Below are 12,161 nucleotides of genomic sequence, written 5' to 3'. Positions count from 1 at the left end.
CCGCCCCCCGCAAGGGGCAGGGGAAGGTAAGAAAGAGTGCCCTCATGCCGGCTTGAGCGAGGCCAGCGCGTTCTCCAGCAGCGAGCGCACCCGCGCCGCGTCGCCGGACTTGACCACTGCGGGATCGAGATAGAGCTCCAGCCCCGGCGCACGCTCGGTGATGATGCCGCTGCTCTCCGCGGCCGCGTCGTTCAGCGCGTCGACCGAATAGGGGATGATTTCGCGGCTGATGCCCTTCATCGTGATCGCAGGCAGTGCGTGGGCTCGGACGATGTCGCTGACCAGCGCAAAGGTCTCGTAGCTCAGCACGATGCCGCCGGGCTCGGCGATCGATTGCAGGCGGGCGGCGAGGTTCGCCTCGGCACCGATGATAGTGTAGTCCATGCGGTCGCTGCTGCCGAAATTGCCGACATTGCAATAGCCGGAATTGATGCCGATGCGGGCCTTGAACGGCAGCTCGATGCCGGACGCACGCCATTTCGCGTTGAGTTCGGTGAGGCGATGCTGCATGCGCCAGGCCATCTGCAGGCAGGCCTGCGCGTCGGCACGGTCGCCCCTGGTCTCGGGGTCGCCGAAGAAGATCAGCATGGCATCGCCGATGAACTTGTCGATGGTGCCGCCATATTCGTGGGCGATCGCCGACATCTCGGTGAAATATTCGTTGAGGAGTTGGGTCAGCAATTCGGGCTGGAGCCGCTCCGCGGTCGCGGTGAAGTTCTGGATGTCCGAGAAGAAGATGGTGAGCTTCTTGCGCTCGGTGTGGATGGTGACGTCCTTCTGGCCGCTGAAGATGCTCTTGTAGACCTGCGGCGGAATGTAGCGCGAGATCTTCATCGACAGCGCGGCGAGAAAATCGTTGGCGGATTCGAGCTCCTTGTTCATGCCCTTGATGCGGCTCGCCTGACGGCGCTGGAGCGAGAGGAACGACAGGCCGCTGCCCGCCGCGATCAGGAGATAGGCCAGCAGGAACTTGAACGAGAAGATGTTGGCGGCGATCGGCTGCGCGATGATCACCTCCTGGATGCCCCTGACGTCCCCGACCTTCCAGTCCTTCTTCGGGCTCTCGGGATGGCTGTTGTGGCAGCTGACGCAGGCGGGGCCCATCGTGACGGGCGCGATCAGGCGGACCTTGTCGTTGAAGAGCGAGGTCTCGGTCTCGACGATCTTCTGCTCGGGATCCTTGCGAAGCGCATCGAGCGCGTCCTTCTCGAACTTGTCGAGCTGGTGCGGGGCGCGGTTCTGGAACGGGAAGTCCGAGACGAAGCGGTAGGTGATGTTCTCCTGCTGCGCGCCGATCACCCGGCCAAGCTCGAGCGACAGAGTCGCCGGGATCGGGATCGCGCCGGGGACGGATTCGTAGTTGTGAACCACTTTGGTGGTGCCGTTCGGGTTGGCGAGCACGCGCCCGACGACGTTGGTCGCGTAATAGCTGCGCACGCTCGTGATGACCGAATTCAGGTCGATCGCCTGCCGGCGCAGCGCGGTCTTGCTGAGCTCGGTCAGGTCCAGCCACACCGCCAGCGGCAAAGCGAGCAGGAGGAAGGCGATCACGGCTCCCGTCAGGATACCGCTCTTGCGCTGTTCTTCGGAGATTTCTTGTTTCACGCTGTGGCTCCGTTGTGTGCGATCTTGTCGCAAACCCCGGGATTTGCGGCAAGGCAGGCCGCGGCACAGAGCCAATAATTGCAGGCCGGCGCAACCCCATTTTATGGTGGTCGCCGCAAGCGACTTTTCGTTTCACCACAGATGTTTAAGATCGGCACGAACCTGCATCCACTCCGCCGGGAGATCCTCCAAATGGCCGAGACCATCCGCATCACTCGCTTCCAGGCGCGCCCCGTGATCGTGCCAATGAACCTGCCGCTCAAAACCTCCACCGGCGCGGTGGCCAAGGCGCCGCTGGTGCTGATCGATTGCGAGACCGACCAGGGCGCCGTGGGGCATGCCTATCTGTTCTCGATCACGCCGTCGGCCCTGAAGCCGCTGACCGCCATGGTCACGGAAATGTCGGAGCTGCTTGCAGGCGACGAACTGCTGCCGTTCGAGATCGAGCGCAAGCTGACCCAGCGCTTCACCCTGCTCGGCCTCGCCGGGCTGCAGCGGCTGGCGCAATCCGGCATCGACATGGCGGCGTGGGACGCGCTCGCCCGCGCCCGCGGCCTGCCGCTGGCGCGGCTGCTCGGCGGCGCCCCGAAACCGGTCAGGGCCTATAATTCGAAGGGGCTCGGGATCATGCCGGCGGGCGCCGCGGTGGACGAAGCCCACAAGCTGCTGGCCGAAGGCTTTCAGGCCGCGAAGATCCGCGTCGGCCGGCCTGATGCACGCGAGGATCTCGCCGTGGTGCGCGCGGTGCGCAAAGCCGTCGGCGACCAGGTCACGCTGATGTGCGACTACAACCAGGCGCTGACGGTGACCGAAGCGATCCGCCGCGGCGAGATGCTCGACGACGAGGGCCTGACCTGGATCGAGGAGCCGATCCGCCACGACGACTACGACGGCTGCGCCCGCATTGCGGATGCGCTGCGCACACCGGTCCAGATCGGCGAGAATTTCGACAGCGCGTTTTCAATGCAATCGGCTCTGGCGGCGGAGGCCTGCGACTACGTGATGCCGGACGTTCAGCGCATCGGCGGCGTCACCGGCTGGCTGCGCGCCGCCGCGCTGGCGCACGCCGCCGGCATCGAGATGTCGACGCATCTGTTCTCGGAGGTCAGCGCGCATTTGCTCTGCGTGACGCCGACCGCGCATTGGCTGGAATATGTCGACTGGGCCGACGCGGTGCTTTCGACGCGGCTGACCATCAAGGACGGTTTTGCGCTGCCGAGCGAGGAGCCGGGGAATGGCATTGCGTGGGACGAGGCGGCGGTGAAAAAGTATCTGGTCGGGTAGGTGCGCTGCCTTGCCCGCCGCGCTACCACGCCTCCGCGCCGGGGATCTTCTTGCGCATCGCCATGCGCTGGATCCAGATGCAGCGGCGGACGGATCTGTTGGAGCGGCCGACGGCGGAGATCCCCTCGCCGGCCTGAAGCAGCGGCGCCACGTTTTCGCGCAGCGTGCGGCAGCGCTGGAGCTCGGCCTGCCAGTCGATCATCGCTGCATCCGCGCGTGACGCAATCAGCGCCAGCATCGCCATGGCAAGACAGCTCGCCCGCATCATTCGCATTCCCTTCACCATGATTCACCCGCATCGCGCCGATAGCGGAAATCGCAATGATCGGCACCTTGCATGATGGCCTGCGTCCGCGTGAGCTTGACGTCGGAACCAAACCCCTCCGCGGTCGCGAAATCGGCGGTGCAGATCGCTTGAATCCTTGCTTGCTCGATGACGGAAACGTTCATGGGCGGCCTCGCTTGTTTCGCGTTGCTGCGACTCTTTCGCCCTGTGAAATGGAACACACTTGCGCCCACCTTAAGGTTGTACAAGGGTATGACATATTCAAGGGCGCAAGGCAGACGCGCCATAGTGCATTTTCGATGATCCCATTCTCGAACACGGAGTTGAAGGAGGCAACGCTTCGCTCGATTCCCGGTGCTCGCCTGTTGCTCGACCTCACGCTTGCCAGAACCGCAAGCTGAAAATCACGATCAATTCACGCCGTTACGTTCAGCATATCACCAAGCCCGGCGACGTCAGGCCGCTCGAATCCCACGGATGAACACGCACGCATGAGCGCGCGTGAACGATCCGTGACGCCCTGCCGAACCGGATCGCCTGACGCGAGAGACCAATCTGCCCGGACGGCCGGCCCGGGGCAATGCCGGCATCGACAATGCAGCATGGAGACTGACCATGGACGAACCGAAGCCGCTCACCAGTGCATTCAACAAGACCGCGAACTTCTCCATCCACCAGGTCGACAACGTGTTCAGGGAAGCCGCACACCCCGCCGCGGCGGCTGCCGCACGGGCAGCGCCTCCGCCGATCACGCTGCCGCCCATCCTCGGCCCGCTGTCGGCCTTCACGGGCACGTTCACGGGACAAGGCTTCAACACGATCTTCCGGCCCGACAGCAAGATCACGCCGACGCCGATGCCGGGGCCGATCAACACGACCGACCCGGACGACAACGTGCTGGAGCTGAATCTCACCGACGAGACGATGTCCTTCTCGAACAACCTCGGCTCGATCCCCAATCGCGGCTCGAACCAGCAGGCAGACGCGTTCCTGAACGGCGTGCCGTATCTCCAGACCATCAACGACATCACCACCGGGACGCCCGTCGGCATTCACTTCGAACCCGGCATCTGGCTGGCGATGCCGGCCACCACGCATCCGCAGGAACCCTTCACGGTCGCGCGCATGGCGTCCATTCCGCACGGCACGACCATCGTCGCGCAAGGCACGGCCCTGCCTGCGGTCGCGGGCAAGCCGACCATCGCGGCGATCGACATCACGCCGTTCGTCGGCGGCAATCCCGGCAACAAGATCCCGTTCCAGAACCAGACCGCGACCAACAAGACGACCCGCAGGCTGCCGCAGGATCTGACCGCGCTGATGGCCTCCGGCAAGCTCACCCAGGCCATGATCACCGATCCGAACACGGTGCTGCGCAACCAGATCGCGCATCAGACCATCACCCAGACAATCATCATCGAGACTTCGACCAAGCCCGGCTCGCCGCTGTCCGGCGGACCATTGCCGGCCGTCGCCTCGGCCGGACCTCATCCCACAGCGCCAAGCTTCGCCGGCGGCACCTCGAACATCGCGTTCCTTCAGGGCTTGCCCGTTCCGCCGCCCGGGGGCAACGGCACGAACGCCAACGCTTTCCAGATGGACGCGGTGTTCTGGATCGAGACGGTCATTTACGACATCGACGTGCCGCACCTGCCGCCGGGAACGCCGCCGCTGATCCTGCAACCCCGCCAGAAGAGCAATGTGCCGCTGGTTCCGAGCTTCGTCGCCGCGATTCCGTTCGTACCCAACAAGGGCTTCAAGGGAGGCCACGTCAGGGTGGCGACGACGCAGATCCAGTATTCGCAGAAGGTCATGCTGGATTTCTTCGGCCTGACCTGGCCGCATGTCTCGGTCGCCTCGCTCGTGCCGGCAGCACCAGTGCCGATCCCGGACCATCTGCTGCCGCTGACGTGAGACGGGGACGAAGAATCATCGCAAACAGTCCGCCCGCATCTCGTCGGAAGGTGCGGGCAGCGTGAGCATCTTGCGGAGGAAAATTCGGACCTAACTCCCAGCGCCAAGCGGATACAGGCCCGCCTGCGCCCGTTGGGCTTCTAGCGCGGCATCCTTCTCTCGCTTCGCGAGCGAAGCGCATGGCCTGCCTAGCCGTAGCTCGCGGATACAGGCCCGCCTGCGCCCGTTGGGCTTCGGCGCGGCATCCTTCTCTCGCTTCGCGAGCGAAGGATGGTGGGCACGACAGGGATCGAACCTGTGACCCCTACCATGTCAAGGTAGTGCTCTCCCGCTGAGCTACGTGCCCTAGAGGTCATTTCATCGGTGGGGTCCCTATAACGGCTCAGGGGACCCGGCGCAAGGACGGAACGGGGCCGATTTAGGCCGCCAGCATCTTGTTCACTTCGCTGACCAATTCGCGCAAATGCACGGGCTTGGACAGCACCTTGGCGTTCTTGGGGGCGTCCGAATCCGAGTTCAGGGCGACCGCGGCGAAGCCGGTGATGAACATGATCTTGATGTCGGGATCGAGTTCCGAGGCCCGGCGGGCGAGCTCGATGCCGTCCATCTCCGGCATCACGATGTCGGTCAGCAGCATCTCGAACGGCTCTTCCCGCAGGCGCTGGTAGGCGGCCATGCCGTTGTCGTGGGACGAGACCTGAAAACCGGCGTTTTCCAGCGCCTTGACCAGGAAACGGCGCATGTCGTTGTCGTCTTCGGCGAGCAGGATTTTTGGCATGGCGGAAACGTCGAATCCCCAGAGGATATCAGCAGAGGTCACTAAGCCCGACGGAGGGTAAATTTGGGGTGAAAATCTTTACCCTCGGCCGGCAGCACTGCCGATCCCTTCTGAACCCTAATGCGGCACGAAGCAATCGAGCCGCGCGGGCGCATCCCCGCCTCCCTGCCCGCACGGTTAAGACATGTTCCAGCGCAGATCACATCTTTTCGCTTGGCAGACTGGTTGCGATTCCGGACAATGACGACACATAAGAGCCGCTCGACCGGCCGAATCATTCGATCCGAGCCCATGCCGGATCGTGCGGCGCCGGATCTTGTGGCGTAATGGGACGAAGCCTGAGAATAAGGGACGAAGCCTTAGAAGATGACCCGGTTTGACGGCGAGACGTCGCCAGCCTTCGAGATCGTGGAGCCCGCGCAATGGCGCGCGCCGGTCATCTTCAACTCGCCCCATTCCGGCTCGACCTATCCGGACGAATTCCTCAGCGCCTCCAGGATCGACCTGCCGACGCTGCGGCGGTCCGAAGATTCCTTCATGGACGAGCTGATCGGCCATTTGAGCGAGCGCGGCTTCCCGACCGTGCGGGTCAACTTTCCGCGCTCCTATGTCGACGTCAACCGCGAGCCCTATGAGCTCGATCCGCGCATGTTCACCGGGCGCCTGCCGAGCTTTGCCAATACCCGCTCGATGCGGGTCGCCGGCGGCCTCGGCACCATCCCGCGCGTGGTCGGCGACGGCCAGGAGATCTATCGCGACCGCATCCTGGTCGACGACGCGCTGGCGCGCATCGAGACGCTCTACAAGCCCTATCACCGCGCGCTGCGCCGGCTGATCAACAGGGTGCACCAGATGTTCGGCACCGTGGTGCTGGTCGACTGCCACTCGATGCCCTCGGTCGGCGTCAGCAGGGACGAGCCGCGGCGGCCCGACGTCGTGATCGGCGACCGCTACGGCACGAGCTGCACGCCGCTTCTGTCTGACAGGGTCGAGGAGACCATGACCGGGCTCGGCTATTCGATCGGCCGCAACAAGCCCTACGCCGGCGGCTTCATCACCGAGCATTACGGCAACCCCGCGAGCGGGCTGCACGCCGTGCAGCTCGAGCTCAACCGCGCGATCTACATGGACGAACGGCGGCGGGAGCGCGGTCCGCGCTTTGCGCAAGTCGCAAGCGACTTCGGCGTGCTTGCCGACGTGCTGGCGACCACGATCCCGTTCGGCGATCTCGGCCCGTTCCAGGCCGCGGCGGAATAGGCGGACATTTTTCTTCGGACGATCTGTCGGAAGCGATTGGCGCGAGCACGCTTTCGCTTCGCATCCGAGCGCACGTGAAAACGAAAACACGGGACAAGAAAAAAGGGCCGCTTCTGATGAAGAAGCGGCCCAAGTCTAGGGAGGAAACGCCCAAGGAGGGCAGCGGTAACGCAGAGCGCTACCGCACCGCAACAATATGCGGCCGCGCCGCACAAAGTGCAAGGGCTTTTGAGCCGTTTCCCATGCAAAACGGACATAGCTCAGTTGCTTATAGAGAAACCCAGATTCAGTTTCTTTGATAAGGAAATTCAATGGGTTGATAGTCATTTGCATACGAACAAGGCATACTCGGAACTAAGCATTCAACTCAATGATCGATATTTGGCCAGCATATGGCTCGGAGAAGGCAGGATCTCGGCATCCAAAATACCAGGGTGCAAACCAAGACAGCGCTGCACGCGCGGGGCGAATTGAGCTACGGAGATGAAAACTTCACCCGACTTTCGCTTTGAGGATACGCCGTGACGGTGATCGACTTCTCCGCCTTCATCGGACGGCTCGCCACCGCCTCCGGCGAAACCATCCTGCCGTTCTTCCGCACCTCGCTGTCGATCGACGACAAGAGCAAGACCAAGGATTTCGACCCCGTGACGGAGGCCGACCGCGCCGCGGAGGCGGTGATGCGGCGGCTGATCAAGGCCAGCTTCCCCCAGCACGGCATCGTCGGCGAGGAATTCGGCAACGAGCGCGAGGATGCCGACTATGTCTGGGTGCTCGACCCCATCGACGGCACGAAATCCTTCATCGGCGGGTTTCCGATCTGGGGCACGCTGATCGCGTTGCTGCACAAGGGCACGCCGGTGTTCGGCATGATGCACCAGCCCTTCATCGGCGAACGCTTCTACGGCGACAACGGCTCGGCCAACTACAAAGGCCCCTCCGGCGAGCGCCGGCTCCAGGTCCGCCGCTGCGCATCGCTCAGCGAGGCGACGACCTACACGACCAGCCCGCTGCTGATGAACGAGCGCGACCGCGCCATCTTCGGCCGCATCGAGAAAGGCGCGCGGCTGTCGCGCTATGGCGGCGATTGCTACTCCTACTGCATGCTGGCCGCCGGTCACGTCGATCTCGTTGTCGAGACCGAGCTGAAGCCCTACGACATCGCAGCCCTGATCCCGATCGTGACCGGTGCCGGCGGCGTCGTCACCACCTGGGAAGGCAAGCCGGCCCAGGGCGGCGGCCGCATCATCGCAGCCGGCGACGCCAGGGTTCACGAAGAAGCACTGAAACTGCTCAACGGATAGGCGACAAAGGGAAACCGGTATGAAGAACTGGCGTAAGCTCTTCCTCGCAAGCCTGCTTCTATTTCCCACCCTCGTCTCCGCCCAGAATTTCCCGGCCAAGCCGATCAAGCTGATCGTGCCGTTCCCGGCCGGCGGCCCCAACGACATCATCGCGCGGGTGATCGGCCAGCGCATGTCGGAACTATCAGGACAGCCGGTGCTGATCGACAATCGCGGCGGCCAGGGCGGCGTGCTCGGCACCGATGCGGTCTCGAAAGCCGCGCCCGACGGCTACACCATCGCGATCTCCAGCGCCGGTGCGCTCGCCATCAGCCCGAGCATGGAGAGGGTCGCCTACGACACGCTGAATGACCTCACGCCGGTGACGCTGGTTGCGACCGTGCCGGAAATGCTCGTCGTCGCCACCAACGTGCCCGCGAAAGACATCGGCGAATTGATCGCGCTTGCCAAGGCGCAGCCCGGAAAGCTCAACTTCGCTTCCTCGGGCCCCGGCAGCCTGCCGCATCTGGCCGGTGAATTGTTCAAGCTGACGGCCAAGATCGACATCGTTCACGTGCCCTATCGCGGCGCTGCTCCCGCCGTAAACGATCTGCTGGGACAGCAGGTGCAGATGACGTTCCTCGATCTTCCGGTGCTGCTGCCGCAGATCAAGGCGGGCGCCCTGCGCCCGATCGCGGTCGGCTCTGCCGAGCGCTCGCCGACCGCGCCCGAGGTGCCCACCACCGCGGAAGCGGGCTTTGCGGACCTTCGCATCGAGAACTGGTACGGCATGGTCGCGCCGAAGGGCACGCCGAAGGAGATCGTCACCGCGCTGCATGGCCTGGCGACGAAAGCGATGGCGGATCCGGCGGTAAAGGAAAAGCTCGCCGCGCAAGGCGCGACGCTGGTCGGCGACGAACCGGAGCATTTTCGCAGCTTCATCGCGGACGAGACGAAGAAATGGGCGAAGGTGATCAAGGACGCTGGGGTCGAGACGGCGAAGTAGCTGGTTCTAAACCTCTCCCGCCTGCGGGAGAGGTCGACGCGCTCGGAGAGCGCGGCGGGTGAGGGCTGTCTCCTCTTGGGGAATGTCTCTCGCGGAGGTACCCCCTCCCCAGCCCTCCCCCGCAAGCGAGAGAGGGAGCGGACAGCCCATGTGGAAGGACATCGCGCCCCCTCACACCGCCTCTGCCCGCAAATGCTCCACCAGCATCTTCGCCGGCCGCGGCAGCGCCTTGAAGCTCCGCGCGCAGATCACGAGCCTGCGGTTGGCCCAGCCATCGCGCAGGCGGACCATGGCGAGCGGCATCAGCTTGGCGCAGCGGCGGGCGGCGGCTTCGGGCACCAGGGCTACGCCGACATCGGCAGAGACCAGTTGGCAGATCGCGTCGAAGTCGCGCAGCCGCGCACGGAAATGCGGCCGCATGCCGAGACGGGCGGCATGCTTGGAAATATGCACCTGAAGCGCGGTGGCGCTGGTCAGCCCGACGAACTCGCAGGCGCCGGCCTCCTGGAAATCGATCTGGCGGCGGCCGGCGAACGGACCGCGCCTGGATGTCACCAGCGTCAGGCGATCCTCGCTGAAGACGAAGCGCTCGATATGGTCGGGCAGCGCATGCTCGGCGGCGAAGCCGAGATCGGCCGCGCCCGCGGTAATCGCGGCCGCGATGTCGGTGCTCTCGCGCTCCTCGATGTCGATGGCGACGTCGCGATGCTCGCGCAGGAAGCCGGCCAGCGCTTTCGGCAGGTGCTCCGACAGGCCCGAGGTGTTGGCGAGGAAATGCACGCTGGCGCGTACGCCACTGGAAAATCCGGCGAGATCGCCGCGCATGGCGTCGATCTGGTGGATGACGAGGCGAGCGTGATCGAGCAGGCTCTCGCCGGCCGCAGTCAACTCCACGCCGCGACGCCCGCGCTTGAGCAGCGCAACGCCGAGCGCGTCCTCGAGGCCCTTGATGCGCGCGCTGGCCGAGGCCAGCGCCAGATGCGACCGCTCGGCGCCGCGGGTGATGCTGCGCTGGTCGGCGACCGCGATGAACAGCTGGAGATCGATGAGGTCGAAGCGCATGGCAGGTCTCCTCTGCCTTCGTTCTTGACGAAGGCTCTCTCCGTAACCTCCAGATTGTGCCGGCGCGCGCCTTCGGTCAATGTGCGGACATGATCGACCCGCTTCTCATACTCATCGCCGCCGTCTTCCTGATCGCCGGATTCGTCAAGGGCGTGGTCGGGCTCGGCCTGCCGACGGTGTCCATGGGCCTGCTCGCGGTGAGCATGGCGCCCAGCCGCGCGATTGCCATCGTCATCGTGCCCGCCATCGTCACCAACATCTGGCAGACCTTCGTCGGCCCGTATTTGCGGGACATCCTGAGGCGGCTGTGGCCGCTGATGATCGGGACCGTGGTCGGATGCTGGCTCAATGCCGGCGCGCTGACCGGCCCGCATGCGCGCTACGGCACGATCGTGCTCGGCGCCCTGCTCGTCATCTACGCCGTGATCGGCCTGAACAAATTCCAGTTCCGCGTCGCGCCGCAAAACGAGAAATGGGTCGGCGGCGTGGTCGGTGTGATCACCGGCGTGATCTCGGCCTCGACCGGCGTGCAAGTGATCCCCTCGATGCCGTTCATGCAGGCGATCGGCATGGAGAAGGACGAGCTGGTGCAGGCGCTCGGCGTGTTCTTCACGACGGCGACCCTGGCGCTCGCCTTCAGCCTCACCGCCGGCGGATTGCTGACGCCCGCCAACGCGGTGCCGGGCGCGGTGGGCATGGCCTGCGCCTTTGCCGGCATGTTCATCGGCCAGTCGGTGCGGGCGCGGATGCCGGCGGAAGCGTTTCGCCGCTGGTTCCTGATCGCGATGATTTTGCTGGGCCTCTATCTCGCCGGCAGCGCGCTGGCGAAGGAATTCGCCTGAGAAGGCTACCGCGCCTCCAGCATGGCGACGCGGATGCCGAGATAGACGAAGAGGCCGCCAAGCGCGCGGTTGACCCAGGCGATCGCGCGTTCGGAGCTCCGCAAGCGGTGCGCGGCCTTGGCCGCGAACGCGGCCAGCACCAGGCACCACAGCGTGCCCGTGCAGATGAAGATCAGGCCGAGCGTAAGGAAGGCGAGCGGCTTGTGCGGTGAATCGGCTGCGACGAATTGCGGCAAGAAGGCCAGGAAGAACAGCGCGACCTTGGGATTGAGCGCGTTGGTGAAGACGCCCTGGAGGAAGACCTGCCGCAGTGAGCTCCGCCCGGGCTGCTCGATGGCCGTCGCCAGCGCCGGCCGCGACCACAGCATCTGAAGTCCCGTCACGACGAGATAGGCCGCGCCGGCGAGCTTCAGGATCGAGAACGCGGTCGACGAAGCCATCAGCAGGGCCGAAAGACCGATCGCGGCGCCCGCGACGTGGAAAAAGCAGCCGCAGCTGATGCCGAGTGCAGCGGCGGCGCCGCCTCGCCACCCCATCTGCATGCTGCGGCCGATCACGTAGACCGTATCCGGCCCCGGCGTGATGTTGAGCAGCACGCCCGACAGGACGAAGAGCCAGATTTCGTGAATGCCCAGCATGTACGAGATGCCTCCGCGGCCGAACCGTCGTCCTCGGGGCCGGCTTAATCGGTTCGCCGGCGGCCGTCCACCGCCGGGATTGCGGAGAATTTACCTCGAATTTGCAATGCGGATCATACTTTCTCTCGGGCTCATCTGCTCTATAAAGGCAGGGTGCTTGAAATGCGGGATTCGAGGCGACTGCCACGCCGTGGCCGGTCCCAGGT

The 12,161-nt window shown here is 64.7% G+C and carries 11 protein-coding genes, 1 tRNA gene and 1 pseudogene; 6 read left to right on the top strand and 7 right to left on the bottom strand.

The genetic code is table 11. From position 1 onward, the window contains the following. Positions 1–42: 42 nt before the first annotated feature. Entirely contained in the window at positions 43–1,605 is a 1,563-nt protein-coding gene (locus tag OC450_RS11025) for an adenylate/guanylate cyclase domain-containing protein (protein WP_211381334.1), read from the bottom strand. Between the two features lie 192 nt (positions 1,606–1,797). Here OC450_RS11025 and OC450_RS11020 point away from each other — a divergent pair, with 192 nt between their 5' ends. Continuing rightward, positions 1,798–2,889 carry an enolase C-terminal domain-like protein gene (locus OC450_RS11020; protein WP_211381333.1) on the top strand — a complete coding sequence of 364 codons (1,092 nt, stop codon included), beginning with the start codon at positions 1,798–1,800 and terminating at the stop codon, positions 2,887–2,889. Positions 2,890–2,911: 22 nt separating this feature from the next. On the opposite strand, the gene OC450_RS11015 is transcribed toward OC450_RS11020, so the two are convergent. Next, positions 2,912–3,157 carry a hypothetical protein gene (locus tag OC450_RS11015; protein WP_211382386.1) on the bottom strand — a complete coding sequence of 82 codons (246 nt, stop codon included), beginning with the start codon at positions 3,155–3,157 and terminating at the stop codon, positions 2,912–2,914. An 11-nt stretch (positions 3,158–3,168) separates the two neighbouring features. Continuing rightward, positions 3,169–3,300, bottom strand: a pseudogene (locus OC450_RS11010) (L-2-amino-thiazoline-4-carboxylic acid hydrolase); the annotation flags it as partial. A gap of 490 nt (positions 3,301–3,790) precedes the next feature. Here OC450_RS11010 and OC450_RS11005 point away from each other — a divergent pair. Beyond that, entirely contained in the window at positions 3,791–5,089 is a 1,299-nt protein-coding gene (locus OC450_RS11005) for a heme-binding protein (RefSeq protein ID WP_262047865.1), read from the top strand. Positions 5,090–5,360: 271 nt separating this feature from the next. On the opposite strand, the gene OC450_RS11000 is transcribed toward OC450_RS11005, so the two are convergent. After that, positions 5,361–5,435, bottom strand: a tRNA-Val gene (locus OC450_RS11000). Between the two features lie 72 nt (positions 5,436–5,507). Then, the gene (cpdR, locus tag OC450_RS10995; RefSeq protein ID WP_007597092.1) at positions 5,508–5,867 is read right to left on the bottom strand and encodes a cell cycle two-component system response regulator CpdR; all 360 of its coding nucleotides are present in this window, start codon (positions 5,865–5,867) and stop codon (positions 5,508–5,510) included. 366 nt (positions 5,868–6,233) lie between these two features. Between cpdR and OC450_RS10990 the strand changes: the two genes are divergently transcribed. The 3 genes from OC450_RS10990 to OC450_RS10980 all read left to right on the top strand — a co-directional run bounded on the left by OC450_RS10990 (position 6,234) and on the right by OC450_RS10980 (position 9,413). Next, positions 6,234–7,124: an N-formylglutamate amidohydrolase gene (locus OC450_RS10990; RefSeq protein WP_262047864.1), complete on the top strand. Its 891-nt coding sequence runs from the start codon at positions 6,234–6,236 to the stop codon at positions 7,122–7,124. A gap of 521 nt (positions 7,125–7,645) precedes the next feature. After that, positions 7,646–8,428: a histidinol-phosphatase gene (hisN, locus tag OC450_RS10985; RefSeq protein WP_211381330.1), complete on the top strand. Its 783-nt coding sequence runs from the start codon at positions 7,646–7,648 to the stop codon at positions 8,426–8,428. Between the two features lie 19 nt (positions 8,429–8,447). Beyond that, positions 8,448–9,413 carry a Bug family tripartite tricarboxylate transporter substrate binding protein gene (locus OC450_RS10980; protein ID WP_262047863.1) on the top strand — a complete coding sequence of 322 codons (966 nt, stop codon included), beginning with the start codon at positions 8,448–8,450 and terminating at the stop codon, positions 9,411–9,413. A 171-nt stretch (positions 9,414–9,584) separates the two neighbouring features. Here the strand turns inward: OC450_RS10980 and OC450_RS10975 are convergent, their stop codons facing one another. Continuing rightward, positions 9,585–10,475 (bottom strand): LysR substrate-binding domain-containing protein, encoded by an 891-nt coding sequence (locus OC450_RS10975; RefSeq protein WP_211381328.1) that lies wholly within the window; start codon positions 10,473–10,475, stop codon positions 9,585–9,587. An 89-nt stretch (positions 10,476–10,564) separates the two neighbouring features. Here OC450_RS10975 and OC450_RS10970 point away from each other — a divergent pair, with 89 nt between their 5' ends. Continuing rightward, positions 10,565–11,317: a sulfite exporter TauE/SafE family protein gene (locus OC450_RS10970; protein ID WP_262047862.1), complete on the top strand. Its 753-nt coding sequence runs from the start codon at positions 10,565–10,567 to the stop codon at positions 11,315–11,317. Between the two features lie 5 nt (positions 11,318–11,322). On the opposite strand, the gene OC450_RS10965 is transcribed toward OC450_RS10970, so the two are convergent. Further along, positions 11,323–11,955, bottom strand: coding sequence for a LysE family translocator (locus OC450_RS10965; RefSeq protein ID WP_262047861.1), 633 nt, complete (start codon positions 11,953–11,955; stop codon positions 11,323–11,325). Positions 11,956–12,161: the final 206 nt, after the last annotated feature.

It is taken from the genome of Bradyrhizobium sp. Bra78 (assembly GCF_024519855.1).
GTDB classification, from domain to species: domain Bacteria; phylum Pseudomonadota; class Alphaproteobacteria; order Rhizobiales; family Xanthobacteraceae; genus Bradyrhizobium; species Bradyrhizobium japonicum_G.
Note: the sequence above shows the minus strand (reverse complement) of the source record. Positions and strands in the feature narration are given on the sequence as shown.

Coding starts and splice junctions, on each gene's coding strand:
- OC450_RS11020 (WP_211381333.1), top strand. CDS start 1,798: ATGGCCGAGACCATCCGCATCACTCGCTTCCAGGCGCGCCCCGTGATC.
- OC450_RS11015 (WP_211382386.1), bottom strand. CDS start 3,157: ATGATGCGGGCGAGCTGTCTTGCCATGGCGATGCTGGCGCTGATTGCG.
- OC450_RS11005 (WP_262047865.1), top strand. CDS start 3,791: ATGGACGAACCGAAGCCGCTCACCAGTGCATTCAACAAGACCGCGAAC.
- cpdR (WP_007597092.1), bottom strand. CDS start 5,867: ATGCCAAAAATCCTGCTCGCCGAAGACGACAACGACATGCGCCGTTTC.
- OC450_RS10990 (WP_262047864.1), top strand. CDS start 6,234: ATGACCCGGTTTGACGGCGAGACGTCGCCAGCCTTCGAGATCGTGGAG.
- OC450_RS10980 (WP_262047863.1), top strand. CDS start 8,448: ATGAAGAACTGGCGTAAGCTCTTCCTCGCAAGCCTGCTTCTATTTCCC.
- OC450_RS10975 (WP_211381328.1), bottom strand. CDS start 10,475: ATGCGCTTCGACCTCATCGATCTCCAGCTGTTCATCGCGGTCGCCGAC.
- OC450_RS10970 (WP_262047862.1), top strand. CDS start 10,565: ATGATCGACCCGCTTCTCATACTCATCGCCGCCGTCTTCCTGATCGCC.
- OC450_RS10965 (WP_262047861.1), bottom strand. CDS start 11,955: ATGCTGGGCATTCACGAAATCTGGCTCTTCGTCCTGTCGGGCGTGCTG.